The organism is Actinomadura formosensis, from assembly GCF_050948385.1.
Classification (GTDB): Bacteria; Actinomycetota; Actinomycetes; order Streptosporangiales; family Streptosporangiaceae; genus Spirillospora; species Spirillospora formosensis.
In genome coordinates, this window is record NZ_CP192011.1 from 1,278,537 (window position 1) to 1,305,024 (window position 26,488).

Annotated in this window: 25 protein-coding genes; 13 read left to right on the top strand and 12 right to left on the bottom strand. The window is 71.4% G+C overall.

Features of this window, described 5'->3' with window-relative positions; all coding sequences use genetic code 11:
• Positions 1–90: 90 nt before the first annotated feature.
• Positions 91–252: a hypothetical protein gene (locus tag ACQP1N_RS06045; RefSeq protein WP_165488361.1), complete on the bottom strand. Its 162-nt coding sequence runs from the start codon at positions 250–252 to the stop codon at positions 91–93.
• A 106-nt stretch (positions 253–358) separates the two neighbouring features.
• On the opposite strand from ACQP1N_RS06045, the gene ACQP1N_RS06050 reads away from it, so the two are divergent.
• The 6 genes from ACQP1N_RS06050 (at position 359) to ACQP1N_RS06075 (ending at position 7,712) form a co-directional block, all read left to right on the top strand.
• The gene (locus tag ACQP1N_RS06050; protein WP_242608761.1) at positions 359–754 is read left to right on the top strand and encodes a hypothetical protein; all 396 of its coding nucleotides are present in this window, start codon (positions 359–361) and stop codon (positions 752–754) included.
• 184 nt (positions 755–938) lie between these two features.
• Positions 939–2,084, top strand: coding sequence for an acetyl-CoA C-acetyltransferase (locus ACQP1N_RS06055; RefSeq protein WP_067801916.1), 1,146 nt, complete (start codon positions 939–941; stop codon positions 2,082–2,084).
• Positions 2,085–2,153: 69 nt separating this feature from the next.
• The gene (locus ACQP1N_RS06060) at positions 2,154–2,948 is read left to right on the top strand and encodes an enoyl-CoA hydratase/isomerase family protein (RefSeq protein WP_433229527.1); all 795 of its coding nucleotides are present in this window, start codon (positions 2,154–2,156) and stop codon (positions 2,946–2,948) included.
• Between the two features lie 95 nt (positions 2,949–3,043).
• Positions 3,044–3,712 (top strand): hypothetical protein, encoded by a 669-nt coding sequence (locus ACQP1N_RS06065; RefSeq protein WP_067801905.1) that lies wholly within the window; start codon positions 3,044–3,046, stop codon positions 3,710–3,712.
• A gap of 130 nt (positions 3,713–3,842) precedes the next feature.
• Positions 3,843–4,583, top strand: a complete 741-nt coding sequence (locus ACQP1N_RS06070; protein ID WP_067801903.1) for a hypothetical protein — start codon at positions 3,843–3,845, stop codon at positions 4,581–4,583.
• Between the two features lie 258 nt (positions 4,584–4,841).
• Entirely contained in the window at positions 4,842–7,712 is a 2,871-nt protein-coding gene (locus ACQP1N_RS06075; protein ID WP_433229529.1) for a helix-turn-helix transcriptional regulator, read from the top strand.
• A 50-nt stretch (positions 7,713–7,762) separates the two neighbouring features.
• Here the strand turns inward: ACQP1N_RS06075 and ACQP1N_RS06080 are convergent, their stop codons facing one another.
• Both ACQP1N_RS06080 and ACQP1N_RS06085 read right to left on the bottom strand, forming a co-directional pair.
• Positions 7,763–8,575, bottom strand: coding sequence for a class I SAM-dependent methyltransferase (locus ACQP1N_RS06080; protein WP_067801899.1), 813 nt, complete (start codon positions 8,573–8,575; stop codon positions 7,763–7,765).
• Between the two features lie 193 nt (positions 8,576–8,768).
• Positions 8,769–10,709 carry an acyl-CoA dehydrogenase family protein gene (locus ACQP1N_RS06085; RefSeq protein ID WP_433229531.1) on the bottom strand — a complete coding sequence of 647 codons (1,941 nt, stop codon included), beginning with the start codon at positions 10,707–10,709 and terminating at the stop codon, positions 8,769–8,771.
• A gap of 160 nt (positions 10,710–10,869) precedes the next feature.
• On the opposite strand from ACQP1N_RS06085, the gene ACQP1N_RS06090 reads away from it, so the two are divergent.
• On the top strand, positions 10,870–11,592 hold the full coding sequence (locus ACQP1N_RS06090) for an IclR family transcriptional regulator (RefSeq protein WP_433229533.1): 723 nt from the start codon (positions 10,870–10,872) through the stop codon (positions 11,590–11,592).
• Between the two features lie 28 nt (positions 11,593–11,620).
• Here ACQP1N_RS06090 and ACQP1N_RS06095 read toward each other — a convergent pair whose 3' ends face one another.
• From ACQP1N_RS06095 to ACQP1N_RS06105, 3 genes are read right to left on the bottom strand one after another with little or no spacing between them, the layout of a single operon-like run.
• Positions 11,621–12,655 carry an ABC transporter permease subunit gene (locus ACQP1N_RS06095; protein WP_067801896.1) on the bottom strand — a complete coding sequence of 345 codons (1,035 nt, stop codon included), beginning with the start codon at positions 12,653–12,655 and terminating at the stop codon, positions 11,621–11,623.
• On the bottom strand, positions 12,652–13,533 hold the full coding sequence (locus tag ACQP1N_RS06100) for an ABC transporter ATP-binding protein (protein WP_067801894.1): 882 nt from the start codon (positions 13,531–13,533) through the stop codon (positions 12,652–12,654). The genes ACQP1N_RS06095 and ACQP1N_RS06100 overlap by 4 nt, the downstream gene beginning before the upstream one ends.
• Positions 13,530–13,934 (bottom strand): GntR family transcriptional regulator, encoded by a 405-nt coding sequence (locus ACQP1N_RS06105; protein ID WP_174548876.1) that lies wholly within the window; start codon positions 13,932–13,934, stop codon positions 13,530–13,532. The genes ACQP1N_RS06100 and ACQP1N_RS06105 overlap by 4 nt, the downstream gene beginning before the upstream one ends.
• A gap of 185 nt (positions 13,935–14,119) precedes the next feature.
• On the opposite strand from ACQP1N_RS06105, the gene deoC reads away from it, so the two are divergent.
• From deoC to ACQP1N_RS06130, 5 genes are all read left to right on the top strand, one after another.
• Positions 14,120–15,049, top strand: a complete 930-nt coding sequence (gene deoC, locus ACQP1N_RS06110; protein WP_067801887.1) for a deoxyribose-phosphate aldolase — start codon at positions 14,120–14,122, stop codon at positions 15,047–15,049.
• Positions 15,050–15,051: 2 nt separating this feature from the next.
• Complete coding sequence (locus ACQP1N_RS06115; protein WP_433229536.1) at positions 15,052–16,482, top strand: aldehyde dehydrogenase family protein; 1,431 nt, start codon at positions 15,052–15,054, stop codon at positions 16,480–16,482.
• Positions 16,475–17,329, top strand: a complete 855-nt coding sequence (locus tag ACQP1N_RS06120; RefSeq protein WP_067801883.1) for an aldehyde dehydrogenase family protein — start codon at positions 16,475–16,477, stop codon at positions 17,327–17,329. Before ACQP1N_RS06115 ends, ACQP1N_RS06120 begins: the two co-directional genes overlap by 8 nt.
• A gap of 82 nt (positions 17,330–17,411) precedes the next feature.
• Positions 17,412–18,128 carry a hypothetical protein gene (locus tag ACQP1N_RS06125; protein WP_131732562.1) on the top strand — a complete coding sequence of 239 codons (717 nt, stop codon included), beginning with the start codon at positions 17,412–17,414 and terminating at the stop codon, positions 18,126–18,128.
• 6 nt (positions 18,129–18,134) lie between these two features.
• Positions 18,135–19,073: an LLM class flavin-dependent oxidoreductase gene (locus ACQP1N_RS06130; protein ID WP_433229537.1), complete on the top strand. Its 939-nt coding sequence runs from the start codon at positions 18,135–18,137 to the stop codon at positions 19,071–19,073.
• 4 nt (positions 19,074–19,077) lie between these two features.
• On the opposite strand, the gene argS is transcribed toward ACQP1N_RS06130, so the two are convergent.
• From argS to ACQP1N_RS06160, 6 genes are all read right to left on the bottom strand, one after another.
• Positions 19,078–20,823 (bottom strand): arginine--tRNA ligase, encoded by a 1,746-nt coding sequence (argS, locus tag ACQP1N_RS06135; protein ID WP_067800655.1) that lies wholly within the window; start codon positions 20,821–20,823, stop codon positions 19,078–19,080.
• Between the two features lie 52 nt (positions 20,824–20,875).
• Positions 20,876–22,024, bottom strand: coding sequence for a phosphate acyltransferase PlsX (plsX, locus tag ACQP1N_RS06140; RefSeq protein WP_433232593.1), 1,149 nt, complete (start codon positions 22,022–22,024; stop codon positions 20,876–20,878).
• 222 nt (positions 22,025–22,246) lie between these two features.
• Positions 22,247–22,663: a hypothetical protein gene (locus tag ACQP1N_RS06145; RefSeq protein ID WP_067800729.1), complete on the bottom strand. Its 417-nt coding sequence runs from the start codon at positions 22,661–22,663 to the stop codon at positions 22,247–22,249.
• A 101-nt stretch (positions 22,664–22,764) separates the two neighbouring features.
• Positions 22,765–23,139, bottom strand: a complete 375-nt coding sequence (locus tag ACQP1N_RS06150) for a hypothetical protein (RefSeq protein ID WP_067800658.1) — start codon at positions 23,137–23,139, stop codon at positions 22,765–22,767.
• On the bottom strand, positions 23,136–23,996 hold the full coding sequence (locus tag ACQP1N_RS06155; protein ID WP_242608763.1) for an alpha/beta fold hydrolase: 861 nt from the start codon (positions 23,994–23,996) through the stop codon (positions 23,136–23,138). Before ACQP1N_RS06155 ends, ACQP1N_RS06150 begins: the two co-directional genes overlap by 4 nt.
• A complete protein-coding gene (locus tag ACQP1N_RS06160; protein WP_067800661.1) occupies positions 23,993–24,718 on the bottom strand; it encodes a DUF998 domain-containing protein in 726 nt (241 codons plus the stop codon). The genes ACQP1N_RS06155 and ACQP1N_RS06160 overlap by 4 nt, the downstream gene beginning before the upstream one ends.
• Before the next feature lie 416 nt (positions 24,719–25,134).
• Here ACQP1N_RS06160 and ACQP1N_RS06165 point away from each other — a divergent pair, with 416 nt between their 5' ends.
• Entirely contained in the window at positions 25,135–26,451 is a 1,317-nt protein-coding gene (locus ACQP1N_RS06165) for a KamA family radical SAM protein (RefSeq protein WP_084263095.1), read from the top strand.
• The last annotated feature ends 37 nt before the right edge of the window (positions 26,452–26,488 follow it).

Below are 26,488 nucleotides of genomic sequence, written 5' to 3' on the forward strand. Positions count from 1 at the left end.
CGGGCGGGGTGTGGAAGCCGTTTTCGACAGTTATGACTCACCGCCGGGGGAGTAAGTTCGCGCCCGCCCCGGGAGAATTTCGCCGCCGCCTCACCCCTTCAGATGCTGGCCGTACATCGCGAACACGACCAGCACGAACACGGTGATCACCGCGGCCCGGGTGGGCATGGGCACCCGGAGCCGCACCGCGGCCCAGCGCACGCAGAACGCGGCGAGGAGTGACACGACGACAAGAGCGAGGATGTCTTCCATGGCCACCTTCAGCTTCGGGGGGAGTGCGCCTTCTTGAACGATAGACGTGTAAGGAACGGGTTACCTGCCGGTCCGGACCGGCGCGATGCCCGATAATCTCGCCTTTGTGGCAGATGAAACGGAAGTAGACGACCGTGACAAGGTCGACGGGATGATGACCAACCTGGCGCGCGGGCGGATCGCCCTCGGCCTCGCGACACTCGCCGCGCCGAAGCTCAGCGCGAAGCTGATGGGCCTCGGCGCCGCCGACGCCGGCCGCGACTACATGGTCCGGATGTTCGGCGCGCGGGAGGTCGCGCTCGGCGCCGGCTACCTGCTCAGCGATGACGGCGGACGCCGGCTGTGGGCGCGGATCGGCCTCGCCGTCGATGCGCTCGATGTGGCGAGCGGCATGAAGACCCGCAGGGGGCTGCCGCTGTGGGTGACCGCGGGGGCCGTGGGGATCGCCGGCGGCGCCGCCGGGATCGGTGCCGCGAAGGTCGCCTCGGACCTTCTGCGCTGACCCTTCCGCCCGGGGGCCGGGTGATCTCGTCCGGCCCCGGGTAACTCCCCGCGCGGGGGATTCGGCAGGGGAACGCACCCGGAGACTCAGCTCACATGGCGTTGCGTCATGATGGATGTAATCTCATACTGACTAACCGAATCTCACTCGGTTTCGGGACGGAACCCCATACTTTGGAGGCGTAGTGGCCGAGGCGTACATCATTGGCGCGGTCCGTACCCCTGTCGGTACCAAGAAGGGCGCCCTGAAGGACGTCCACCCGGCCGACCTCGGGGCCCACGTGCTCAAGGAACTCGTCAACCGCACCGGTGTCGACCCCTCCGCGGTCGAAGACGTGATCATGGGCTGTGTCATGCAGGTCGGCCCGCAGTCCCTCGACATCGCGCGCACCGCATGGCTGTCGGCGGGGCTGCCGGACACCGTGCCCGGCGTGACCATCGACCGGCAGTGCGGATCGTCCCAGCAGGCGATCCACTTCGCCGCGCAGGGCGTCCTGTCCGGCACCCAGGACCTGGTCGTCGCCGCCGGCGTCGAGCAGATGGCCATCGTCCCGATGGGCTCGTCCGTCGCGATGGCCATGGAGAAGGGCATGCCCTTCCCCTTCGGCGAGGGCTGGGCCGAGCGGTACGGGATGCAGGAGATCTCCCAGTTCCGCGGCGCCGAGCTGATGTGCGAGAAGTGGGGCTTCACCCGCGAGGACCTGGAGAAGTTCGCGCTGGAGAGCCACCGGCGCGCGGCCAAGGCCATCGAGGCCGGCTACTTCGACCGGGAGATCGCGCCCATCGCGGGCCTGTCCAAGGACGAGGGCGCCCGCCCCGACACCACCCTGGAGAAGATGGCGGGCCTGAAGACCCTCCGCGAGGACGGCGTCATCACCGCGGCCGTCGCCTCGCAGATCTCCGTCGGCTCGTCCGCGCTGCTCATCGCGTCCGAGGAGGCCGTGAAGCAGCACAACCTGACCCCCCGCGCCCGCATCCACACCCTCGCGGTGTGCGGCTCGGACCCGGTCTACATGCTGACCGGCCCGATCCCGGCGACCGAGAAGGCGCTCGGCAGGGCCGGACTGAAGATCGACGACATCGACGTCTTCGAGGTCAACGAGGCGTTCGCCCCGGTGCCGCTGGCGTGGGCGCACGACACCGGCGCGTCCCTGGAGAAGACCAACCCCAACGGCGGCGCGATCGCACTCGGCCACCCGCTCGGCGCGACCGGCGGCGTCCTGATGACCAAGCTCCTCCACGAGCTGGAGCGCACCGGCGGCCGCTACGGCCTGCAGACCATGTGCGAGGGCGGCGGCCAGGCCAACGCCACCATCATCGAGCGGCTCTGACGACCTCGCCTCACGTCCTGCCCCCGGAGTTCCGCTCCGGGGGCAGCCGCCGTCGCCCGGGAAGAAGGCATGTACGAGACCATCATCTACGCGGTGGACGAGCGGATCGCGCGGATCACGCTGAACCGTCCCGAGGCCCGCAACGCGCTCAGCGACCGGATGACGGCCGAACTGCTCGACGCGTTCGACCGGGCCAAGGCCGACCCCGGCGTGCGGGTGATCGTCCTCACGGGCGCCGGTGACCGGGCGTTCTGCGCCGGCGCCGACCTCGGCGGCCTGGGCCGGGCCCAAGCGGACGGACGCTCGGTCGCGAGCGCCTCCGCCATCCGCGAGAGCGCCCCGTTCCGCCTGTTCACGGCCTTCCCGAAACTCGGCAAACCGATCATCGCCCGGCTCGCCGGCCATGCCGTCGCCGGCGGCCTCGGCCTCGCCGCCGCCTGCGACCTGGTGATCGCCGCCGACGACGTCAAGCTCGCCACCCCCGAGGTCAACGTCGGCCTCTGGCCCATGATGATCATGGCGATCATCAACCGGAACGTCGCCCCCAAGCGGGCCTTCAAGCTCTACTACACCGGTGCCCGCATCACCGCCGCCGAGGGCCGCGACATGGGCCTGGTCACCGAGGTCGTCCCACGCGCCGACCTGGACGCCCGGGTGGACGAACTGGCCCGCGTCATCGCGTCCAAGAGCCCGGTCGGCCTGCGCCGCGGCCGCGACGCCTTCTTCGCGATCGAAGGCCGCCCCCTCGACGACCAGGTGGCCCACCTGCTGGGCGAACTGGTCGAGCTGACCGCCACCGAAGACGCCAAGGAGGGCATCACGGCCTTCCTGGAGAACCGTCCCCCCGACTTCCAGGGCCGCTGACCCCGCAGAGCCGGTGATCCGCGGGGCACTCTGATGCAGGGGGCACAGTCTTCCGCGGCGGGTGGGCGGAGGATGGCGGGCGGGAGGGCAGCGAGATGGCGGTCGGTCGGCGTGAGGTCCGGGTTTCGTTCGCGGCGTTGGTACGGATCAGGGACGACGACCGCCATGTGCTGCTGCACTCGCCGAGCCGTCCCGGGTCCTTCAGCCCGCCGGGAGGCGTCTACAAGAGCTTCGCGCCCGCGGCGCGGATCCTGGAGGGGCTCGGATTCCGCGCCGACCGCGCCGACCCGCTCGCCGACGACATGCGGTCTGATCTGCGGGGATTCCTGCCGGCGCCGTCCCTGGCCGGGTTCCAGCGGTGGTTCGCCACCGGCGCCTACCGGGAGGACGCCACCGAGTGCCTGCGCCGGGAACTCGCCGAGGAACTGGTGGAGTCGGGGCTGCCGCACCTGGTGCCCGACACCTTCGGGGCCGACTTCGAGCATGTGCGGACGGTCGTCGAAGGCCCCTACCAGGTGCCCGGCAAGCCGTTCCGGCAGGTGCGCCGCCTGGAGGTGTACGAGCCGGTGATGAACGGGCCCGCGATCGCGCGCCTGTGCCGGTCCCTGGTCGAGGCGGGAATGGACGAGACGGTCCCCGACGCCATCTGCGCCACCACCGAGCAGATCGGGCATGGCCGGAGCGGCACGGCCCTGATCGGCGCCCACTCGGCCTACCTGGTGAGCGGCAGGCGCCCCCGGCTGGAACTCCCCATGCTCCGCTGAGACCGTTGGAGAACAGGGGCCGGCGCATCGCTCACGGCGGTGTCCAGGCCGGCCGGACGACCTCCGCGATGCCGCACTTCCGCCCGCCGGCATGAGGTGGACTTTGCCCGGACGGGGGAAGGGAGCCGCCGTGGGGGAGTGGTTCACGCGGGAGATCGCGGACGCCGGGCGGCTCCGGCTGTTCTGTTTCTTCGTGGCGTTCATCGCCGGATTCCTGTTCATCCGGTTCAGCGTGCGGATGATCCGGCGGCAGGTGCGGTGGTGGCCGGGGAACGTCACGCCCGGCGGGCAGCACGTCCACCACGTGGTGTTCGGCATGGTGTTCATGTGCGTGGGCGGTGTGGGCGGGCTGGCGGTGCAGGACGGTTCGTCCGGGTGGGCCGCCGCCACCGCCGCCGTGTTCGGGGTCGGGACGGCCCTGGTCCTGGACGAGTTCGCGCTCGTGCTGCATCTCCAGGACGTCTACTGGAGCGATCAGGGCCGGTTGTCGGTCGAGGTCGTCTTCATCATGATCGCGCTGTGCGGGCTGATGCTGCTGGGCCTGCGGCCATTGGGCGTGGACGACGCGGCGGGGGACGGGTTGTGGACGATCGTGCTCGTCCTGCTGCTCGACCTGTGCGTGGCCGTGGTCGCCCTTCTCAAAGGCAAGGTCTGGACGGGGCTCATCGGCCTGTTCATCGGGATTGTCGCGGTGGTCGGCGCCGTCCGGCTGGCGCGGCCGGGCTCGCCCTGGGCCCGCCGCCGCTACCGGCCCGGCTCGCGGAAGGAGCGGCGGGCCCTGGTGCGCGAACGCCGGTACCGGCGGCCGGTGCAGCGGCTCGGGGACCGGCTGAGCGATCTCATCGCCGGACGGCCGTCCATCAAGTCGTAGGACGAGGTTTCTGTGCGAACCGCGAACTCTTGCGGGGGCCTGAACGTCTGACATGACGGTGGCCGTGGTACATCGGGGGACCACGGCCACCGTCATGCTCGGCGCGGGCCTGGCGACCGCCCTCCGGCCGCCCTCTCAAGGTGGCGGCGGTGGAGCCGCCCGCGGGCCCATGTGATGAACACCCGGTGTCTCACGGACCGGAATTTTGCGGGGGATGTTCGGGGGGTTTGGCATGCTTGTGACGTGAATGCGCGTGTGATGAGTCCCGTTCTGGTCGGCAGGGTGGCGGAGCTGGGGGAATTGCGGGACGCCCTTGCCGCCGCACCCGGGGCCGTGCTCGTCGGCGGGGACGCAGGGGTCGGCAAGACCCGGCTCATGAGCGAGTTCGCCGGGACGGTGGAGGCGAGGGTCCTCGTCGGGGGGTGCCTGGAGCTCGGCTCCGACGGTCTGCCGTTCGCGCCGTTCACGACCGTGCTGCGCGAGCTCGTCCGCGAGATCGGCATCGAGGGCGTCGCCGGGCTCGTCCCGCGCGGCGACACCTGCGGCCTCGCCCGGCTGCTGCCCGAGTTCGGGGAGCCGGAGTCCGACGCCGCGTCCGGGGAGGAGCGCGCCCGGCTGTTCGAGGTCGTGCTGACGCTGCTGGAGCGGCTCGCCGAGCAGGGCCCGGTCGTGCTGGTCATCGAGGACGCCCACTGGGCCGACCGGTCCACCCGCGACCTGCTCGACTTCCTGATCCGCAACCTCGGCACCGCCCCCGTGCTGATCGCCATGACGTACCGGACGGACGAGCTGCACCGGGCCCACCCGCTGCGCCGGCTGCTCACCGGGCTGGACCGGCTCGACCGCGTCCGCCGGCTGGAGCTCGGCAAGCTGACCCGCGCCGGTGTGTCCGCGCTGGTCACCCAACTGCTCGGGCACACCCCGCCGCCCGGCCTGGTGGAGCGGGTCGAGGCGCGCAGCGAGGGCAACCCGCTGTTCATCGAGGCGCTGCTCGACGAAGACGGCGGGCTGGCGTGCGAGCTGCCCGAGTCGCTGCGCGACCTGCTGCTCGTCGGTGTCCAGCGGTTGCCCGAGGAGACGCAGGACGTCCTGCGGGACGCCAGCGGCGGCAGTACCCGGATCGAGCACGTGCTGCTCGCCGCCGTGTCCGGGCTGGACGACGCCGCGCTGACCCGCGTCCTGCGGCCCGCCGTCGCCGCGAACGTCCTGGTCGTGGACGGCGACGGGTACGCGTTCCGGCACGCGCTGATCCGCGAGGCCGTCCACGACGACCTGCTGCCGGGCGAGCACACGCGGCTCCACACGCGCTATGCCGAAACCCTGGAGAAGGACCCTTCGCTCGTTCCCGCCGGGCGGCTGTGGGTGGAGCTGAGCTACCACTGGAAGCAGGCCCACAACAGCACGTGGGCCCTGGTCTCGTCCTGGCGTGCCGCCGGTGAGGCCCGCAAGGCGCTCGCCTATGCCGAATGCCTGGCGATGCTCGAACGCGTCCTGCAACTGTGGGACCGGGTCCCGGACGCGGTCGAGCGCATCGGCGCCGACTACGTCAAGGTGCTCGAGGACGCGGCGAACGCCGCCGATCTGGCCGGCGAGTTCGACCGCGGCATCAAGCTCGTCACCGCCGCGCTCAAGGAGGTCGAGGCTGCGGACGGCGAGCGCGACACCGAACGCTGGGCGAGACTGCTGGAACTGCGCGGCCGGATGCGGTACCGGATGGCGCGGCCCGGCTTCGTCGAGGATCTGCGCGCCGCGGTGCGGGCCCTGCCCGTCGAGCCGCCGACCGTGCTGCGCGCGCGGGCGCTGTCGGCGCTGGCCAGCTATGTGCGCATCACCACCGACATCGACGGGGCCCGCAGGGCGGCGGCGGAATCCCTGGCCATCGCGCGCAAGCTCGGGGACGACGTCGCCGAGGCCGAGGCGCTCATCACGATGTTCTGCACCGACATCGACTACGAGGACGACGACGCCCTCGCCGAGGCCGAGGCGACCGCCGACCGCACCGGCAGCCACCGGGTGCTGCTCCGCTACCACGTGATCAAGTCGCATTTCCTGGAGGGCGCCGGACGGCACGAGGAGGCCGCCGCCGTCGCCGCACGCGGCAAGGAGATGGCCCGCGAATACGGGGTCGCCCGCACCCAGGGCACGTTCCTCAGCATCAACCAGGCCGAACCGCTGGTCTCGCTCGGCCGCTGGGACGAGGCCCTCGCCGTGATGAACCACGCGATGGAGCAGGACCCGGCGATCACCACCCGGACCTCGCTGCTCGTCCTGTCCGGCTGGATCGCGCTGGCGCGCGGCGACCTCGCGACCGCGCGGGAGCGGCTCGTCGCGTCCCAGGAGATCCTGAACCTCAAGATGCGGTGGCTGAAGGCCCAGGACTACTTCAGCATGCTGTGGCTGGACATGAGCATCGCGCTGGAGGAGGGACGTCCCGACGCCGCCCTGGACGCGCTACAGCCCGTCCTGGAACATGCCGGCCTGCCGGACGATGCCCGCTACGCGTGGCCCGCGCTCATGACCGCCGTGACGGCCTGCACGGAGGTGGGCGAGGCCGCCGCCGACGACCTGCGGCGGATCGAGGAGCGCGTGGCCGCCCTGCGCAGTTCCGGACGCCTCCAGCGGGCGTGCCGGCTGACGTACGAGGCCAAGCTGACCGGCGTGTACGGCGCCCCCGACCCCGACGCCTGGGAGAAGGCCGCCGCCGCGTGGACCGAACTCGGCAACCCCTACTACCGGGCGCGGGCGCTGATCCGCGCCGCGGAGGCGGCGCTGACCGGCGGTGACCACGAGCGCGCGGCGGCGCATCTGCGCGTCGTCGCCGGCACCGCGGACGCGCTCGGTGCCGTGCCGCTCGCCGAACACGCCGCCGACCTGCTGCGCCGCACCCGCGCGCCGCGCCGCGGCGACGCCTCCGCGCCGCTCGGCCTGACCCCGCGTGAGTTCGAGGTGCTCCGCCTGGTCGCCGAGGGACGCAGCAACCGCGACATCGCCGAGGCGCTGTTCATCTCGGTGAAGACGGCCAGCGTCCACGTGTCGAACATCCTCGGCAAGCTGGACGTGACGAGCCGCGGCGAGGCCGCCGCGACCGCGCACCGGCTGGCGCTGTTCGCGCCCGCGAAGCGGCGGTGACGGGCCGGACTCGGTGACCCGTCACCGCCGGGAGCGCTGCCCGTGTCCGGTCAACGCCGGACGCGGGCGACGCAGAAGACCGTCTGCCCGAACGGCGGCCTGATGAGGCGCTCGATGCCGCGGGTCAGCGGCACGACCGTCCGGTCGTAGATCTTGACGAGCCGCGGGTCGGGATACCCGGCGCCGCCGCGGCGGACCGCGAACCACCAGGCGATGCCGCCGAGGAAGTTGATCGGCTTGAGCACCTCGGGGACGAGCCCGGCCTCGCGCACCGTCTTCTCCAGCGTCGCCGGGGTGTACCGGGTGACATGCCCGACCTTGCGGTCGAAGTCGCCGTACAGCTGCATGTAGCCGGGCACCCAGATCACGATGCGGCCGCCGTTGTCGGTGACGGAGGCGAGGTCGCGCAGCGCCTGCACGTCGTCCTTGATGTGCTCCAGGACGTTCATCATCACGACGGTGTCGACCTTCTGCCGGATCTCGATGTCGGCCGGCAGGGCCAGGTCGATGACCTCGACGTCGTCGTTGCCGGCGTGGCGCTTGCGCAGCTCGCCGACGCAGTACGGGTCGTTGTCGCTGACGACGAGGTAGTCGAGACGTCCGGCGAACTGCTCGGAGAAGTGCCCGAGGCCGGAGCCGACCTCCAGCATCGACCGGCCGACGTACGGCGCGACGGTCTCGTACTCGTACTTGCGGTAGTTGCGGGCCTCATCCCCGCCTAGGTGGTTCTCCAGCGCGCCCTCCCCCGCGGCGGGCTGGACGACGTCTTCGCCGGGTGTCGCCGGAGCGGCCTTCTTCGGGCCGCTGCCGAGGAGGTTGAGGAGGGTGCCTGCGATGGACTTCTTCTGACCAGGTGACTGCATACTTCCCGCTCGCTGGGGTGCGTTGGCGTTCGGCTTCACGTTCGCCGGATCGAAGGCCTGGCCCGCTCGGGGACGGGGCTGATCTCTGGCGCGTAGGCCGGGACAGTCTACCCATGCGTGAACGCCGGACGTCCCGCGGTGACCGATTGGCGGGCGTCCGCCGGGCGTGTCGCCTGGTCGGCGGGTGGCGGGGTCAGTCGATGGTGCGGTGCACGGACTCCTTTTCGCTCGGTCCCGGCTCGGACGGCGCGATCCACGGCCCGGGGATGGACGGGTCGAGGACGCCCTCCTCCACCCACGCGAAGTCACCGGCGAGGACGGCCCGCGCGAGCTTCACGTCCATCGTGTCGGTGTTGCGCCACAGCCCGTCGAACAGTTCCTCGACGCGGACGCGCGCCTGCCGGCAGAACGCGTCGGCGAGCCGCAGGGCCGACCTGCCGGGCGTCCCTGCGGTGCCCGACAGCGCGCCCTGCGCCGAGGAGTCGGCGTGGGCGCGGACGCACACCGCGCTCATCGCGAACAGTTCGGCGCCGATGTCGACCATCCGGCCGAGGAACCCCTGCCGGTGCTCAAGACCGCCCTGCCAGCGTCCCGCCGCGTAGAAGATCGACCGGGCCAGCTTGCGGGACGCCCGCTCGACATACCGCAGATGGTGGGCGAGCGGCCCGAACTCGGCGTAGGAGTTCGGGCGCTGCCCGGCGCCGGTGACCAGCGTCGGCAGCCAGCGCGCGTAGAACCCGCCCGCCTTCGCCGCCGCTCGCGCCTTCTGCCCGGTGGAGGCGTCCGGGTCGATGATGTCACCGGCCACCGACAGGTGCGCGTCCACCGCCTCGCGGGCGATCAGCAGATGCATGATCTCGGTGGAGCCCTCGAAGATCCGGTTGATGCGCAGGTCGCGGAGCAACTGCTCGGCGGGCACGCCCCGCTCGCCGCGCGCCGCGAGGGACTCGGCGGTCTCGTAGCCGCGTCCGCCGCGCAGCTGGACCAGCTCGTCCGCGGCCCGGTAGGCCATCTCCGACGACCACAGCTTCGCGAGCGCCGCCTCGATCCGGATGTCGCCCCGTTCGTCGTCCGCGAGCTGGCCCGACAGGTCGAGCATCGCCTCCATCGCGTACGCCGTCGCCGCGATGAACGCGATCTTGCGGGACACGGCCTCGTGCTCGCCGACCGGCCGCCCCCACTGCACCCGCTCCTTCGACCACTCCCGCGCGATCCTGGTGGCCCACTTGCCGCTCGCCGCGCACATCGCGGGCAGCGACAGCCGCCCGGTGTTCAGCGTGGTGAGCGCGATCTTCAGGCCCGCGCCCTCCTTACCGATGAGGTTGGCCTTCGGGACGCGGACATCGTGGAACCGGGTCACGCCGTTCTCGATGCCGCGCAGCCCCATGAACGCGTTGCGGTTCTCGACCGTGATGCCCGGTGTGTTCATGTCCACGACGAACGCGGAGATGCCGCCGCGGTGCCCGTCGGACTTCGGGACGCGCGCCATCACGACGACGAGATCGGCGATGACGCCGTTCGTCGTCCACAGCTTGACGCCGTTGAGGACGTAGTCGTCGCCGTCCGGGACGGCGGTGGCGCGCAGCCGGGCCGGGTCGGAGCCGACGTCGGGCTCGGTGAGCAGGAACGCGCTGATCTGCCTGGCGCAGCGCGGCAGCCACTCGTCCTGCTGCTCCCGCGTGCCGAACAGCTTGATCGGCTGCGGGACGCCGATGGACTGGTGCGCCGACAGCAGCGCGCCGAGCGCCGGGCTGACCGACCCGACGACCATCAGCGCCCGGCCGTAGTAGAGCTGGCTGAGCCCGAGCCCGCCGTACTTCTCCGGGATCTTCATGCCGAGCGCGCCGAGGTCCCGCAGGCCCGTGACGACGTCGTCCGGGATGCGCGACTCCCGCTCGATGAGCGCCGCGTCGATCCGGGTGGCGCAGAACTCGGTCAGCCGGGCGAGGAACTCCTCGCCCTTGCGCCGCTGCTCCCCGGCCGGGCGCGGATGCGGATGGATGAGATCGAGGCGGAAGTCGCCGAGGAAAAGTTGTTTACCGAAGCTCGGCAGCCGCCATTCGGTCTCGCGTGCCTCTTCGGCGACCTTTCTGGCCGTCCGCTCGTCGACGTGGGCTTGGGTTCGCTGGCTCATGCCGATCGCATTTCCCATGGCTGGATCGGGAAACCCCGCACGTCCGGACTGCGAAGATGTTCCAATGGGCGGGACCGTCACCGACGGCCTGACCGGATCAGGCCAGAGGGGTTCACCGTCCGTCATGGGTGAGACACGAAAACCCACTCTCATCGCCTCGGTGCAGCGTGCTCTGCGTCTGATGGAGGCGGTGGCGTCGCATTCGAGCGGGGCGCCGGCCAAGCAGCTCGCCCGCGAGGCGCGGCTGCCGCTCGCCACCACGTACCACCTGCTGCGCACCCTCGCCCACGAGGGCTACGCGACCCGGCTGCCGGACGGGTTCTGGGTGCTCGGCGAGCGGGTCGAATCCCTGCACGGGCGGAGCCGCACGCAGCAGTTGCTCGCCCGGCTCCGGCCCGCCCTGGTCGCCCTGCGGGACGAACTGGGCGCCGCCGCCTATTTCGGGATGCATGTGGATGACGAGATCCGCCTCATCGACATCGCCGACGGCCCGCGCGCCCCGCGCGTCGACCTGTGGGTCGGTTTCGAGGACGCCGCGCACGCCACCGCGATGGGCAAGTGCGTGCTGAGCCAGTTCGACGACGAGCGGCGCCGCGACTACCTGTCCCGGCATCCGCTCGTCGACCTGACCCCGCACACCATCACCGAGCCCGGACGGCTGATGCGCTCGCTCAGCTCGTCCAGCGGGCTGCTGCTGGACCGCGAGGAGTACGCGCTGGGCACGGGGTGCGCGGCCGTCCCGGTGACGGACGCGACGGGTTCGGTCCGCGGCGCGCTCGCCGTCTCCTGCCGTCCGGGCAAGCTGCCCAAGATCGAGCGGGCGGCGTCCCAGATGCGCGCGACCGCCGAGCGGATCCAGCGCACGCTGACCCTCCACTCCTGAGAACCACGCCGATGCCGGTGAGCGGCCGCTAGGAGAGGCGGCGGCGCGTCCAGAAGAAGCAGAAGCCCGCGAGGCCCAGCGAGAGGGCGGTGAACAGCCCGGTCTCCGCCCACTGCAATGGCCAGAAGTGATCGCCGGGCTGGTAGACCACCTTCCCTCGATAGCCGAGCTCGGCGATCGCGTCGAAGCAGGCTTGGGCCGGGCCCATGGGGGGTCCGCCGTCCGCCGACGGGGGCGGTGGGGCGCAGGGCCCCGCCGCCAGGGAGGTGGGCATATCGCCGACCGTGCGGCCGGACGCGTCGACCGTTTCGGCGGAGAGCGTCCAAGCCCCAGGTACCCCCCTGACCTGTACGGAGAAGGCGTCGCCGTTCAGCAGGATGTCGCCATGGTTCTCGGACGTGATCGGGACGGTCCCGGTCTCGGGCGGGATGAGGTGCGGGCGGATCCACGTCGGCATCGCGATCTGGACGGCGACGAAGACGACCAGGGTGATCGCCATGGCCGGCAGCGTACGCCGGACGAGTACACCGACGGTGACGCCGAGCGCGAAGGCGAACGCCGCATAGCCGATCGGGGTGATGCCGCGCGCGTCGAACATCAGCGGCGTGATCCGCGGGAACCGGTCGTGGGCGGCCTCGTCCAGGGGGCCGGACCACCAGGTCGCCGCGAGGACGGCGAGTCCGGCGGCGGCCATGGCGGCCAGGCCGATGACGCCGAGCTTGACGGCGAGCCAGCGGGTCCGCGTGATGCTCTGGTTCCAAACGAGCCGGTGCGTGCCGCTCTCAAGCTCGCGGGTGATGAGCGGCGCGCCCCAGAAGACGCCGATGATCCCCGGTACGGACATCACGATGACGGCCAGCGCGCCGAAGTAGCTCCGGTGGTCGTTGAAGAACCGCGCGGTGAACTGCGAGCAGTTCTCCCGGGTGCCGCAGGCTGCCAGCCCGCTGTGGTAACCGTCCGAGATGCCCGGCCCGGTGATCGCCAGGACGGCGCCGAGGGCGGCGAGCCCGCCGAACACCACCGCGGCCTGGACACGGAACTGGCGGAGTGTCAGCCAGATCATCGGATCGCCTCCAGCGTCGGACGGGTCGGGGCGGGGGTCATGTAGGCCAGGACGAGGTCTTCCAGCCCGATCCGCCCGACCGTCCAGGCGGGGTCGTGGATGGGGCCGTCCGTCCGGACGATGAAGGTGCTCTGCCGGTCGGTGTGGCTCTCGGACACGACGTGCTGATCCGCCGGCAGCGTCGCCGCGTCCCTGCGCGGCCCGGTCAGCCGATGGTGCGCGGCCAGGAGCTCATCGACGTCTCCGGCCACCTGGACGCGCGACTTCACCAGCACGATCAGGTAGTCGCACATCCGCTCCAGGTCGGACACCAGGTGGGACGACAGGACGACGCTCAGCGAATTCTCGACGGCGGCCTCCATGAGCCCCTGCAGGAACTCCCGCCGGGCCAGCGGATCGAGGGCCGCCACGGGCTCGTCCAGGATCAGCAGTTCGGGCCGCTTGGCGATGCCCAGGGTCAGGGCGAGCTGAGCGCGCTGCCCGCCGGACAGCTTCCCGGCCCGATGCGCGGGATCGAGTCCGAGCCGCTCGATACGCTCCCGGGCGAGAGCGCCGTCCCACCCCGGGTTGAGCCGCGCACCCAGCTTCAGATGCTCGGCGATGCTCAGCCCGGCGTACGTCGGCGTGTCCTGCGCGACGTACCCGACCTTGGCCAGCTGTTCCGGTCCGCTCGCCGGAGACCCGCCCAGCACCCGGATGCTCCCGGCCGACGGCTCGATCTGCCCCACGGCCAGGTTGAGCAGCGTCGTCTTCCCTGCCCCGTTCGGCCCGACGAGCCCGACGATCCGCCCCTCCGGAATGTCAAGGGTGCAGCCGGACAGCGCCCACCGCTTCCCGTACTTCTTGCCCAGCCCTTCGGCCTGCAGGACGGCGCTCACGCTATGTCCTCCTGACTCGCGGCCCGAAAGGTCGTCATGAACAGCGCCTCGATGCTCTCGTCGTCGAGCCCGGCGAGCCGTGCCTTGGCGAGCCAGCGCCGCAGCTCCTGCCGCAGCGGCCCGTGCGCCGCGAGCGACTCCCCGGCCAGCGTCCGCGTCACGAACGTTCCGACCCCGGGCCGCGGCGCGACGAGGCCCTCGTGCTCCAGTTCCCGGTACGCCTTGAGCACGGTGTTCGGGTTGATCGCGAGCTGCGCCACCACGTCCTTGACGGTGGGCAGCTGATCCCCGACCCGCAGCAGATCGAGCCGCAGCGCATGCCGCACCTGCCGCACGAGCTGCATGTACGGCGACACCCCCGATCCGGGGTCCAGATGGAATTCGATCACCGCCACCTCCATTTATCTAGGATGCTAGTACTTTAGATGTGTGGCTCTACTTCCTGTCAATGCATCCGGGAAAGACCCAGCTCAGCGGCTTCCAGACCGGCCGGCCCGCTCGGCAGCGGCCCGAAGCGGGGACGACGGCGCTGCTTCGTTGGTTGTCCGGTTTTGTGCCGGGGGCGTGGTTCGGGGATGCTTGGGGAGTGTCAACGGAGACTCTGAACAGCGCCGCCGAACTGCGCGCCTTCCTGCACGGCCTGCCGGGCGTGGACCGGGTGGGGGCCGAGGAGCGGGCCGCGCGGCTGGCCACCCGGTCGATCAAGACGACGGCGAAGGCCGCGGCGATCGACCTGGCGATCTCGATGGTGGACCTGACCACCCTGGAGGGCGCGGACACCCCGGGAAAGGTGCGGGCGCTGTGCGCCAAGGCCGCCCACCCCGATCCGGCGGACGCGTCCGTGCCGAAGGTCGCGGCGGTGTGCGTGTACCCCGACATGGTGGACGTCGCCGTCCGGTCCCTCGACGGGACGGGCATCGGGGTCGCGAGCGTGGCGACGGCGTTCCCGTCCGGGCGGGCGCCGATGGAGGCCAAGCTCGCCGACACCCGGGCGGCGGTCGCGGCGGGCGCCGCCGAGATCGACATGGTGATCGACCGGGGCGCGTTCCTGGCCGGCGACTACGCGAAGGTGTTCGACGAGATCGTCGCGGTCAAGGACGCCTGCGGGGACGCGCACCTGAAGGTGATCCTGGAGACGGGCGAGCTCGCCACCTACGACAACGTCCGGCGGGCGTCCTGGCTGGCGATGCGGGCCGGCGCCGACTTCATCAAGACGTCCACGGGGAAGGTGTCGCCGGCGGCGACCCTGCCGGTCACGCTGGTGATGCTGGAGGCCGTCCGCGACTACCGGGCGGCCACGGGACGCCAGGTCGGGGTCAAGCCCGCCGGCGGGATCCGGACGACCAAGGACGCGATCAAGTACCTGGTGCTGGTGAACGAGACCGCCGGCCCGGACTGGCTGACCCCGGAGTGGTTCCGGCTGGGCGCCTCCAGCGTGCTGAACGATCTGCTGATGCAGCGCCGCAAGCTCGCCACCGGCGTGTACTCGGGACCCGACTACTTCACCCTGGACTGATCATGGTTTTCGAGTACGCGCCGGCGCCCGAGTCGCGGGCGGTCGTCGACATCCGCGCCTCCTACGGGCTGTTCGTCAACGGCGAGTTCACCGAGGGGCACGGCGAGCCGTTCAAGTCCGTCAACCCGGCCGACGAGAGCGTTCTCGCCGACATCGCCCGCGCGGACGAGTCGGACGTCGACCGCGCCGTGCGGGCCGCCCGCACCGCGTTCGACAAGGTGTGGGGCCCGATGCCCGGCCGCGAGCGCGCCAAGTACCTGTACCGGATCGCCCGGCTGGTCCAGGAGCGGTCGCGGGAACTGGCGGTGCTGGAATCGATCGACAACGGCAAGCCGATCCGCGAGTCGCGGGACGTGGACGTGCCGCTCGTCGCCGCCTGGTTCTTCTACTACGCCGGATGGGCCGACAAGCTCGGCCACGCCGGGTTCGGGCCCGACCCGAAGCCGGTCGGGGTGGCCGGCCAGGTGATCCCGTGGAACTTCCCGCTGCTGATGCTGGCCTGGAAGATCGCGCCCGCGCTGGCCTGCGGCAACACCGTCGTGCTGAAGCCGGCGGAGACCACGCCGCTGACCGCGCTGCTGTTCGCCGACATCTGCCGGCAGGCCGAACTGCCGCCCGGCGTCGTCAACATCGTCACCGGCGCCGGTGAGACGGGCCGGGCCCTCGTCGCGCACGAGGGGATCGACAAGGTCGCCTTCACCGGGTCCACCGAGGTCGGACGGCAGATCGCCCGCACCCTCGCCGGGACGGGCAGGAAGCTCACCCTGGAGCTCGGCGGGAAGGCCGCCAACATCGTCTACGAGGACGCGGCGCTCGACCAGGCCGTCGAGGGCATCGTCAACGGGATCTTCTTCAACCAGGGCCACGTGTGCTGCGCCGGCTCCCGGCTACTCGTGCAGGAGTCGGTCGCCGGCGAGGTGCTGGAGCGGCTGAAGGCGCGGATGGCGACGCTGCGGGTCGGCGACCCGCTCGACAAGAACACCGACATCGGCGCGATCAACTCCGCCGCGCAGCTCGCCAGGATCGAGGAGCTGTCGCAGGCCGGGGAGCAGGAGGGCGCGGACCGCTGGTCGCCGCCCTGCGAACTGCCGTCCCAGGGCTTCTGGTTCGCGCCGACGATCTTCACCGGGGTGGCCCAGTCGCACCGGATCGCACGCGAGGAGATCTTCGGGCCGGTCCTGTCGGTGCTGACGTTCCGCACCCCGGACGAGGCGGTCACCAAGGCCAACAACACCCCCTACGGGCTGTCGGCCGGAATCTGGACCGAGAAGGGCTCGCGGATCCTCTGGACGGCGCAGCGGCTGCGCGCCGGGGTGGTGTGGGCCAACACGTTCAACAAGTTCGACCCGGCCTCCCCGTTCGGCGGCTACAAGGAATCGGGGTTCGGCCGCGAGGGCGGACGCCACGGACTGGAGGCCTACCTCAATGCCTGACCGTCTCGCCGTCCGCAAGACCTACAAGCTGTTCATCGGCGGTGCGTTCCCCCGATCCGAATCCGGCAGGTCGTACGTGGTCACCGACGCCAAGGGCCGCTTCGCCGCCAACGCCTCGCAGGCGTCCCGCAAGGACGCCCGCGACGCCGTCGTCGCCGCACGCAAGGCGTTCCCCGGCTGGTCCGGGCGCACCGCCTACAACCGCGGCCAGATCCTCTACCGCGTCGCCGAGATGCTGGAGGGACGCCGCGACCAGTTCGTGGACGAACTGCGGCAGGCGGGCGCGTCGAAGAACGCGGCCGGCGCCGAGGTGGACGCGGCCGTCGACCGGTGGGTCTGGTACGCGGGCTGGGCCGACAAGCTGAGCGCCGTCGCCGGGGCCGCCAATCCGGTGTCCGGCCCGTTCTTCAACTTCTCCACGCCGGAACCGACCGGCGTCGTCGCGGTCGTCGCGCCCGACTCGCCGCTGCTCGGGCTGGTCTCGGTGGTGGCGCCCGCGATCGTGTCCGGCAACACCGTCGTGGTGGTCGCCTCCGAGCCGGCGCCGCTGCCGTCCATCACGCTCGCCGAGGTGCTGGCCACGTCCGATCTGCCGGGCGGGGTCGTCAACGTCCTCACCGGGCGGCGCGCCGAGATCGCGCCCTGGCTCGCGACCCACATGGACGTCAACGCCATCGACCTCGCCGGTGTCCCGGACGACCAGGTGCGGGACCTCGAAGAGAAGGCCGCCGAGAACCTGAAACGCGTCCTGCGCCCGCAGGACACGGAGTGGACGGACGAGCCCGGAACCACGCGGATGACCGCCTTCCTGGAGACCAAGACCGTCTGGCACCCCGTGGGGATCTAGGTCGATATGACGCAGCGTGTGTAGAGAGTCACAAAGCGTGGAATAGACCTCCCCGTAACTGATCAACACGGGGGGGAGATCAGTGCCTACCAGGACCGCATCGCGTACGACGTCGAGCCGCAGGACGGCCGGTCGTGCGAAGAGCACATCAGCGACCAAGTCCACCACGACCAAGAAGCCGGTGGTCAAGCGCACGCCGGCGGCGGCCGGCCGGGCGCCGTCGGCCGCCGCGACCCACGTCACGAGAGCCGCGAGCCAGGCCAAGACCGCCGCGACGCAGTTGAAGTCGGTCGCGACCAAGGCGTTGTCCGACGCCGTCAAGGCGATGACCAGCGCCATCCATGTGATGGACGCGGCGGCCAAGGCCATCACCACGGCGGCCAAGCCGGGCGGCGCGGCGAAGAAGAGCACGCCGTCGAAGAAGAGGGCGCCGTCGAAGCGGGGCACCTCGTCGTCCCGTAAGCCGGCGTCGTCCCGTAAGCCGGCGTCGGGCCGGTCGAAGCCGGTGTCGGGCCGGTCGAAGCCGGCGGCCTCATCCCGGACGGGCAAGACGGTCAAGGCAAGGCCGTCGAGCACGGCGAAGAAGCCGGCCGCGCCCAAGGCGCGGACGAGCGCCGCCCGTACGTCCGCGTCGTCCCGAACGAGCGCGAGCGCCAAGTCCGGCAGGGCCGGGAGGGCGGCCTCGGCCGCCGCGCCGACGTCGCCGGCCGAGGCCGGGACGTCCCGCTCGTTCCCGCATTCGACGCGGACCGAGGGCGGATTCCTGAACGGCCTCACCGGCACCGGCCGCGAGCGCTGACCGCCGATGGACGGGGTCGAAGGCCCACCCGCGGTGACGCCGCCGCACCGGGCGCGCCGGCCGCTGCGGTTCGGTGTCTGCCTCGCCCCGGACGCGTCCGTGCCGCTGGTCCGCGCCGCGCAGGACGCGGACCGGTTCGGGCTCGACCTTCTCGGCGTTCGCGACCAGCCGTTCCGGCGCGACACCGCGGATGCGCTGACGCTGCTGGCGACCGTGCTGGCGGTGACGTCCCGCATTCGGGTCCTGCCGGCGGTGGCGTGCCTGCCGCTGCGTCCGCCCGCCGCGCTCGCCAAGGCGATCGCGACGATGGACCGGTTCAGCGGCGGCCGTGTCGAACTCGGCCTCGGCGCGGGCGCCGCCCCGGACGGCATCGAGGCGTACGGCGGCACGCGGCTCGACGGCACGGCGGCCCGCCGCGCCCTTGCGGAGGCCGTGCAGATCATCCGGCTGCACTGGAGCGACCAGGCCGGGCTGCGGTACCGGGGCGAGCACTACCGGTTCGTCGCCGCGCAGGCCGGCCCGGTGCCCGCGCACCAGATCGGCATCTGGCTCGGCGTCACCGGGCCGCACGGCATCGACCTCGCCGGCCGCGTCGCCGACGGCTGGATCGCGCCGTCGTCCCTGGTCCCGCCGAAACGGCTCGCGACCGGCCGGCGCCGTCTCGACGACGCCGCGGCCGGCGCGGGCCGCAGCCCCGCCGAACTGCGCCACGTCTACATCCTCGAAGGCGCCCTGGGCGGACGGGACTCGCGCGGCTTCCTGCACGGCCCGCCCCGCCAGTGGATCGACGAGCTGACCGAACTGGCCATCGGCCACGGCGTCGACTCGTTCCTTTACGCCGGCGACCCCGAGCAGTTCCCGGTCTTCGCCCTGGAGGTCGTCCCCGCCGTCCGCGAACAGATGACCCGCGAAAGAAGCGGGACCGCGGCCACCACCCGGGGCTGACCTCTCACATGCGTTCGGGGGTGGGGACGCCCAGGAGGTGCAGGCCGGTTTCCAGGGTGCGCAGGGTCGCGGCGCACAGGGCCAGGCGGGACGCCTTCGTCGTCTCGTCCGGGGCCTTCAGGACCGGGCAGTTCTCGTAGAACGTCGTGTAGTCGTCCGCGACCGCGTAGACGTAGGACGCCAGCCGGTGCGGTTCGGCGGTGTCACCGGCCTGCTTCAGGGCGGCGCCGAAGCCGAGCAGCTCCAGGGCCAGCGCCCGTTCGGCCGGGTGGCCCAGGGTGATCGGGCCGGTCGCGTCCTCGGGGGAGAGGCCGCCCCTGCGGAAGATCGACCGGATCCGCGCCGCCGCGTACTGCAGGTACGGGCCCGTCTTGCCGTTGAACGAGATCATCCGGTCGAAGTCGAAGACGTACTCGCTGTCGCGGGCCACCGACAGGTCGGCGTACTTCACCGCACCCATGCCGACGGCCTGGACGATCGCGGCACGGGTCGCGTCGTCGAACGGCTCGTCGTGCTGGATCTTGTCGAACTCCGCGCCGGCCCGCTCGGCGGCCTCGTCCAGCAGTTCGGAGAGCTTGACGGTGCCGCCCGCCCGGGTCCGCAGGATCTTGCCGTCGGTGCCGAGGACGTTGCCGATCTGCGCGTGCTCGGCCCGCACCTCCTCGTTCAGCCAGCCCGCCATCCGCGCGACGGCGAACACCATCTGGAAGTGCAGCGACTGCGGGGCGCCCACCACGTAGATCATCCGGTCCACATGCTCGGTGTCGACCCGGTACCGGATCGTCGCGAGGTCGGTGGTGGAGTAGTTGTAGCCGCCGTCGCTCTTGCGGATGATCACCGGGAGGGGTTCGCCCTCGCGGCCGGTGAACCCGGGCGGGAACGCGCACAGCGCCCCGTCGCTGATCACCGCGATGCCCTTGTCCTCCAGCTCCTGGACGGTCGGGGCGAGCAGATCGTTGTAGAAGCTCTCACCCTTGATGTCGTCGTCGGTGAGCGTGACGCCGAGCCGGGTGTAGACGGCGTTGAAGTACCGCTTGGACACCTCCACCAGGACGTTCCACAGCCGCAGCGTCTCGGCGTCGCCCGCCTGCAGCGCGACGACCCGCTTGCGGGACCGGTCGGCGAACCGCTCGTCGCCGTCGAACTTCTCCCGAGCGGCCTGGTAGAACGCGGTCAGGTCGCTGACGGACGAGTCGTCCCGCGCGGCGGCGTCCTCGCCGAGGTCGAGCAGGTGCTCGATCAGCATGCCGAACGGGGTGCCCCAGTCGCCGACATGGTTGTCCCGGACGACCTCGTGACCGAGGAACGCGAGGATCCGTGCGATCGCGTCACCGACGATCGTGGTCCGCAGGTGGCCGACGTGCATCTCCTTCGCCACGTTCGGCGAGGAGTACTCGACGACGACCTTCTGCGGCTTGTCGGCTGCGGGGACGGCGAGCCGCTCGTCCTCCAGGGCCCGCTGCGCCTCGGCGGCGATCCACGCGTCGCTGAGCGTCAGGTTGATGAAGCCCGGCCCGCTGACCTGGACGTCCGACACGACACCGGCGGTGTCGAGGTTCGCGACGATCTCCTCCGCCACGTCTCGCGGCTTGCGGCCCAGCTTCTTGGCCAGCGGCAGCGCCACGTTGGCCTGAAGGTCGGCGAACTGCGACGGCCGGATGACCGGGTCGGCGTCCGCGTACGACGGTCCGAAGGCGGCGCTCAGCGCGGCCTGGACCCGAGCGGCGAGTACGAGTTGCGGATCGGGCATGTCCCAAGGTTATCGGCGCCGCGCCCCCATCCGGACATGGTTTTCGCGCGGCCTACGGCGCGGCGGGCGGCTCTTTGCGGTCCGGGACGGTGTCGGCGGCGGGCAGCCGGGGCGGCGGCGGGCCTTCCACCGGCCTCTCCATCGGCCTTTCCATCGGTTTCTCCGCGGGTCTGTCGTCGGGTCTGTCGCCGGTGTCGCGTTCGGGGTGCGTCCAGCGCCCGAACCGGGACGTGCGGGTCGCGGCGACCTGCTCCCGGATGCGCTCCACGATCCGTCCCGCCGCCAGCCGGTGCGCGAGCTCACAGGCCGACGTGATGGCGCGCGCGCGGGACGCGCCGTGCGCGATGACGACCGTCCCGTTCAGGCCGAGCAGGACGCCGCCGCCGTAGGTGTCGGGGTCGAGCCGGTCGCGGAGCTCCTGCAGGCGGCGGCGCTGGAGCAGCGCGCCCATCCGCGCCGCCGGGCTCGCCATCATCGCGTCGCGGATCTCGCCGAACGCGGCGCCGACCGTCCCCTCCATCGTCTTGAGGGCGACGTTGCCGGTGAAGCCGTCGGCGACGATGACGTCGACGCGCCCGCTCAGCAGGTCGTGGCCCTCCACATTGCCCGCGAACTCGATGCCGTGGTTGCCGCCGGAGAGCAGTTCGTGGGCCCGCTTGGCGAGCTTGTTGCCCTTGCCCGGCTCGGCGCCGATGTTGAGCAGCCCCACGGTCGGGCGCTCCGGGCCCAGCAGGATCTGCGCGTACGCCGTGCCGAGCGCGGCGAACTGGACGAGCGTCTCCGGCTTGACGTCCGCGGTGGCGCCCGCGTCCAGCAGGATCGTCGGGCGCGGACGCGTCGGCAGCGTCACCGCGATCGCCGGCCGCATCACGCCCTGCTGGCCCTTCAGCCGCAGCCGCGACGTCGCCACCACCCCGGCGGTGCTGCCCGCCGACACCAGCGCCGACGCCCGCCCCTGCTTGATCAGGTGGCAGGCGATCGCGATGGACGAGCGGGGCTTGCGCCAGCTCGCGAGCGCGCCCTCGCCCATGTCGAGCGCCTCGTCGGCGTGCACGATCGGGATCTTGCCGACGTAGCCGTACCGGTCCAGCTCCCGCCGGATCCGCATGGCCTGCCCGACCAGCACGAGCCGGACACCGTGCTCGCGGACCGCCTCCACCGCACCGGCGATGATCTCGTCCGGAGCATGGTCGCCGCCCATCGTGTCGACCGCCACCGGCAGCGGGCGTATCGGTGCGCGGCGGGACGTCGTACGGCGGGGCGCCGTACGGCGAGGCGTCGCGGGACGCGACGGCTCGCCAGTGCCGGTCATGGCCGCTCCAGGAGGGTGAAGGGGAATGCGGTGCGCCGCAACAACGCAGCTCATCGCATCGTAAGACGTTCCCGCACCCTTCTTGACGACGCCCGGCCGGAGTGGCGCGCCTCACCCGCGCCCGTTCGCCTCCTTGGAACGGCAGTCGGCACCCAGGCAGGACGCGTTCTGCACGACCGGCCGCCCGTCCACGAGGATCGTGTAGTAGGCGTGATTCGTCTTCTTCTCGCCGCTGCCGAAGACCTTGACCGGCTTCTTGTCGGAGGTCGTCCCGGTGCAGGAGACGCGTATGTCCTCCTTCGACCAGCCGGGCTGGTCCGCGCACTTCAGCGGCGCCGTCAGCCGCACGCCGCGCTGGTGCAGTTCCGCGGCGGCGGTCACCGGCAGCGCCTCGCGCAGCGCGGCCTGGGTCTTGTACTTCAGCTCCTTGCCGCCGGACAGCACCAGATACAGGGCTCCGCCGACCGCCACGAGCACGAGCAGCGCGGCGGATCCCAGGATCAGGGCCTGCTTGCGGCTGATCTCCACGCGACTGATCTTCACAAGGGCTTACGTCACCGACAGTACGGGGACGTAAGCGCCGGGTGGCAGGTTTTTCCGGTCCACAGGGCGATTCGTTGCCGTGGGTCCTAACCGTTCTCCTGCTCGCAGCCCAGGCCGAGGCAGCCCTGGCGCAGCACCTCACGTCCGCCGACGGTGATGACGTAGGTCTCCCGCGGACGGCCCGTGTCGGCGTCGTAGGCGACACCCTCCACCCTGACCGGCTCACCGGCCTTGGTGCGGGCCGTGCAGTTCATGCGCACCAGGGAGTCGGTGTTGGCCGCCGGTGACTTGCACACGGGACGTGCCTCCAGCTCGATGCCGCGCATCTTCAGCTCGTCTATGGCCCCGTCGGTGACGGCGTTGCGGTACGCCCCTTCCGAGATCCTCTGCATGACCTTGCAGCCCGACATGGTCAGGGCGAGCAGAGCGGCCAGGGCGACCACGCGAGCCCGCACGATCATGTCGCCTTCGCCTCGGAGATCTCGGCGACCGCGTCGGCGATCACGTCGGGACGGTCGAGCGCGACCATGTGCGGTGCGTCCGGCAGTTCGATCCGGCTGCCGCGCGGGCTCATCCGGGCGAGCCGCTCGTGTCCGCCGGCCCATTCGCGCTTTCCGGCCGGGTCCTCGATGTCCCCGAGCGCGGTCACGACGACGAGCGGGACGGGTGGGAACGGCCGCCGTCCGCGCAGGCTCGCCAGGTCGGCGGCCATCTCCCGGTAGGCCAGGTCCTCGGCGATGACCGTGCCGATCACCGTCCCGCGCCCGTACACCGACCGCACGACGTCGTCCGGGACGGCCTCGTCGCGGCGGCTCGTGTGCTTGAGGATCATCCGCCGTCCGAACGGCCCGGCCACCTTCGCCAGCCGGGTGGCGCCGAGGAACGCGCCCGTCGCCGTGGCCAGGGGGGTCAGCGCGGCGGCGAGCCGCACCGGCACCCGCGGGTCGCGCTCGTGGCTCGGGTCGATGAGCACCAGCCCCCGGACGAGCCCGGGACGCAGCCGGGCCAGCGCTTCGGCGGGGAACGCCGCCATCGAGTGCGCGAGGACGATCACCGGCCGCCCCGCCCGCTCCGCCAGCGCCTCCAGGATCGCGGTGTCGCGGCGCAGCGACGGCGGCGCGACGGCGGCCGGGCTGAGCCCGAGGCCGGGACGGTCGAACACCGTGACCCGGTACTCGCCGCGCAGCAGCCGGGCCGTCGGCGTCCAGTCGAACCAGGCGCCGCCCAGCCCGGAGGCCAGCAGCAGCGGCGGCCCGTCCGCCGGCCCCGACGCGACGACGTGCACCTGCTCGCGCCCGACGTTCACGATCTCGCTCACAGGTAGGCCTCCTCCTTCGCCTCCGACGCGGCCCGCGTGCCGCGCGCCGCGTCCCGCCGGTCGGCGTACAGCGCCCAGGCGATGGTCAGCAGCCCCAGGCACAGGATGCTGATCTGGACGCGCTGGACGACCCCGAGCCACTGTCCCAGATACATCGCGACCAGCGTCCCCAGCGCGGACACCGATTCGGCGAGCGCCAGCAGCCAGCCCCAGCGGGCGAGGGCGGGCCACCAGCCGTACCGGCGGGCGGCGAGCGACAGCAGCAGCAGCGCCGCCACACCGCAGACGATCACGGCGCTGCTGGTGAACGAGTGGAACTCGTGCGAGAACGACACGTGCTCGGAGCGTTCCCGTAGCGCGCACCAGGTCTCCAGGCTCGGCGCGCAGTCCAGCGGGAAGGACGCGTCGCCGATCGCGCACACGCCGAAGAGGCCGAGGAACGCCCACCCGGCCGTGGCGAGGGGTTTGCGGGTGAGCTTGCGGAGCGTTCCGAGCGCGACCAGGAGCGACAGCACGCCGGTGACGAAGTCGCCCGCGCTGTAGACGTGGTGGAACGGCTGGTCGGCGGCCGACAGTTCGCTGACGTAGCCGTTGATGACGTCGAGTTTGGGGCTGAGGACGTTCTCCAGCACGAACGTCGCGTAGGTGATCCCGGCCACCGTCGCGAGGACGACCACGCGTATGGGGACGACGCCAGGCCCGTCCCGTCCATCAGTGTCCACCGGCCCCCCTCACGCCACTTGACCGCGCCCGCGCCCCGTCTTGCACACGCCCGGTCCCGCCGCTAGGTCCTGCCCGCCCTGACCCAGTATTTACGAAGATCGGCACTACCGGTGACCTGGGGTGCAGGTTCCGGCGAATCCGCTGGCAGCGTCCACGGACGAAACGTCATCCGCCGCTGAGGGAGAAGATGACGTCGCGTAGTCGTTGTACAAGAGCCAGGCGGTCAAGGATGATGTCCAGGCGATTTGCCGGGATCGTCCCTTGACCAGCATTTGCCCGGACCGGGGAGGGGGTATCAATTCGGCATGAACCCGCCCAAACGGTTGAATGGGGGTTTCTCAGGCAGTTCTGATCACATTCTGTGACGATGAGCCCGGGGTGCGCTTCCCCCGCTGACAGCAAGGAGTACCAACACGTGACACTGGTGAACGACGCGGCTCCCGCGGTGCGATCCACCGGTCGCAAGTTCCGCGCCTTCACGGCGAAGCACCTGGACGAGCTCACCGCTCGTGCGGGGCTGTCGCCCACGCAGCGGCTCGCGACCCGGGCGGTGGCGACGGTCCTGCCGTTCCGGACGAACGCCTACGTCATCGAGGAGCTCATCGACTGGTCGGCCGCGCCCGACGATCCGATCTACCGGCTCGTCTTCCCGCAGGAGGACATGCTCCCCGCCGAGGACGTCGCCCACCTGTCGGACCTGCTGCGCCGCGACGCGCCGAAGGCCGAGATCGAGGCCGCCGCCCACCGGGTGCGGATGAAACTCAACCCCCATCCCGCCGGCCAGATGGAGCTCAACATCCCGAGCTTCGGCGACGGCAAGATCCCCGGGATGCAGCACAAGTACGACGAGACCGTGCTGTACTTCCCCAAGCAGGGACAGACCTGCCACGCGTACTGCACCTACTGCTTCCGCTGGGCCCAGTTCGTCGGCGAGACCGACCTGAAAATGGCCGGCGGCGACGTCACCCAGCTGCGCGATTACCTCGTCTCCCACCCCGAAGTGACCAGCGTCCTGTTCACCGGCGGCGACGCCATGATCATGGGCGAGCCGGTGCTGCGCCGCTACATCGAGCCCCTGCTGGACCTCGAACAGCTCGAATCCATCCGGATCGGCACGAAGTCGCTCGCCTACTGGCCGCAGAAGTTCGTCACCGACCCGGACGCCGACGACATGCTGCGGCTGTTCGAGCAGGTCGTGGAGTCGGGCAAGAACCTCGCGTTCATGGCCCACTACTCCCACCCGCGCGAGCTCGAACCGCTGATGGTGGCCGAGGCGTGCCGCCGCATCCGCGACAGCGGGGCGATCATCCGTACCCAGGCCCCCCTGATCCGGACGATCAACGACGACGCCGTGACGTGGGAGACCATGTGGCGCACGCAGACGCGGATGGGTCTCGTCCCCTACTACATGTTCGTCGAGCGCGACACTGGGCCGCAGGATTACTTCGCCGTCCCGCTCGCCCGCGCGTACGAGATCTACCGGGACGCGTACAAGAACGTGTCCGGCCTGGCACGTACCGTCCGGGGCCCGTCCATGTCGGCGACCCCCGGCAAGGTCTGCGTGGACGGCGTCATCGACCTGTTCGGCGAGAAGGTCTTCGCGCTGCACTTCATCCAGTGCCGCGACGCCGAACTGGTCGGCAAGCCCTTCTTCGCCAAGTACGACCCCAACGCGGTCTGGCTGGACGACCTCAAGCCCGCCTTCGCCGACCGCTTCCCCTGGGAGAAGTAGCCCGCCCGCCGTGGCGTGTTCGTCCGTCCCCCGGATG